General features: G+C 45.3%; 1 protein-coding gene. It reads left to right on the forward strand.

Features of this window, described 5'->3' with window-relative positions; genetic code table 11:
- Positions 1-73: 73 nt before the first annotated feature.
- On the forward strand, positions 74-1294 hold the full coding sequence (locus ACFSUC_RS02965) for an IS256 family transposase (protein WP_379927974.1): 1221 nt from the start codon (positions 74-76) through the stop codon (positions 1292-1294).
- The last annotated feature ends 67 nt before the right edge of the window (positions 1295-1361 follow it).

A 1361-nucleotide genomic window follows, 5' to 3' on the forward strand; every position in this document is an offset into this window, starting at 1 on the left:
GAGTCTGTAAACTAGATTGTGTAAACTCCTAAATCTATTAAAATAGAGGTAGGAGAAAGGTTGGGATCTACACATGGGATTATGGACGAAAGAGCAGCTTCGCGCATTCATCAAAGAAAATAAGTTGGTATCTGCTCAGGATGCACAAAACGCCCTGAAGGAGTTGTTTGCTGAAACCTTACAGGAGATGCTGGAAGCCGAAATGGACGAGCATTTGGGCTATGAGAAACATGATGCAAAGAGCAAACAAACCACAAACAGCCGCAATGGTAAAAGTAAAAAGAAGATCACCAGTGAATATGGCGAGCAGGAGATTGCAGTCCCTCGGGATCGTCAAAGTGAATTTGATCCCATGGTGGTGAAGAAACATCAGTCGAATGTATCTGGAATCGAAGATCAAATCATCGCCTTGTATGCCAAAGGAGTCAGCACCCGCGAGATTCAGGATCATTTGCAGCAATTGTACGGTGTAGAAGTCTCTCCCACCTTCATTTCCAACGTCACGAACAAAATCCTGCCGCTAGTGAAAGAATGGCAGAACCGGCCACTCCAGGGCATCTATGCAGTGGTCTATTTAGATGCCATTCACTTTAAAGTGAAGCAAGATGGCGCGATCATCAACAAAGCAGCTTACATGGTCATCGGGATCGATCTCGATGGGATCAAGGACGTACTAGGCATGTGGATTGGCGAAAATGAATCGGCAAAGTTTTGGCTGAGCGTACTGAATGATTTGAAGAACCGAGGCGTACAGGATATTCTGATCACTTGTGTGGATAATCTAACTGGATTCTCAGAAGCCATCACCGCCTGCTATCCAAAGACAGAGATCCAAAAGTGCATCATCCACCAGATTCGCAATTCGACCCGTTATGTTTCCTACAAGGATTTGAAAAAGGTCACAGCGGATCTGAAGCCCATTTATAAAGCTGCGACAGAAGAAATGGCTTTGATGGAACTGGATCGGTTTGAAGAAACCTGGGGCAGCAAGTATCCCCTCATCCTCCGCTCCTGGCGCAACAACTGGGAGGAGCTTGCCACCTTCTTCAAGTATCCACCGGAGATTCGAAAGCTGATTTACACCACCAACATCATCGAAAGCTATCATCGTCAATTACGGAAGGTGACCAAGGGAAAGAGCATCTTCCCGACAGATGACGCTCTCCTAAAGATGCTTTATCTCATCACCATGAATGTCACACGAAAATGGACAGGCCGTGTTCAGAACTGGGGACAAATCCTTCTCCAGCTATCCGTTTTCTATCCAGAGCGTATTGGTCAGCATTTACCCTGAATCATCAGGTCAATCTCCCTTATGGGAGATTCCTTATAAATGAGTTTACACAAAATTATTGACAGAC

Origin of the sequence: Marinicrinis sediminis (genome assembly GCF_042685085.1) — a bacterium.
Classification (GTDB): domain Bacteria; phylum Bacillota; class Bacilli; order Paenibacillales; family KCTC-33676; genus Marinicrinis; species Marinicrinis sediminis.

Bases quoted from the DNA above. Each gene is read 5' to 3' on its own strand.
- ACFSUC_RS02965 (WP_379927974.1), top strand. From the start codon at position 74: ATGGGATTATGGACGAAAGAGCAGCTTCGCGCATTCATCAAAGAAAAT.